This is a genomic window from Arcicella gelida (genome assembly GCF_034931025.1).
GTDB classification, from domain to species: domain Bacteria; phylum Bacteroidota; class Bacteroidia; order Cytophagales; family Spirosomataceae; genus Arcicella; species Arcicella gelida.
Genome location: NZ_JAYGIL010000081.1, coordinates 1 through 621, shown reverse-complemented (window position 1 = coordinate 621; position 621 = coordinate 1). Strand labels below are relative to the sequence as shown.

Genomic DNA, 621 nt, shown 5'->3' with positions numbered 1-621 from the left:
GACCAAGCTGGTCTTTACTATTTAACACTCCAAGTGGTTGATTGGGTGGATGTTTTCAGCAGGAAAAACCATCGAGACATCATCATCAATAGCTTAGATTATTGTAGAAAAGAAAAAGGCTTACAAATCTATGCTTATGTAGTAATGACCAATCATGTACATTTGCTAACAATGGCAAAGGAAGCAAATTTATCAAATGTTATCAGAGATTTTAAAAAATTTACGGCATCACAAATTTTAAAGGCGATAGCAACAGAACCAGAAAGCCGTAGAGATTGGATGCTTAAACGCTTTGAATTTGCCGCAAGGAGTAATGTAAGGAGTAGTTTTTACCAATTTTGGACGCATGAAAATCATGCTATTTCATGCATCAGAGCAGATTTTACCAAACAAAAATTAGATTATATTCATAATAATCCAGTACGGGCAGGTTTTGTAGAAAAACCCGAAGACTGGTTATACAGTAGTGCCAGAAATTATGCAGGATTGAGAAGCCTCATTGAAATAGATTTTCTTTAATAAAGTTTTGCTATTCGACAAACTTAAAATGCTTTGCATTTTTGCAATGTAACATTGCAGTACACAACGACGTAGTGAAACACTACGCCGAGCGAGGGTAAT

General features: G+C 35.4%; 1 protein-coding gene. It reads left to right on the top strand.

The window, feature by feature from the left end; genetic code table 11:
* A partial coding sequence (locus VB776_RS24505; RefSeq protein ID WP_323699476.1) for an REP-associated tyrosine transposase occupies nucleotides 1-519 on the top strand: 519 nt, incomplete at its 5' end.
* Between the last annotated feature and the right edge of the window lie 102 nt (nucleotides 520-621).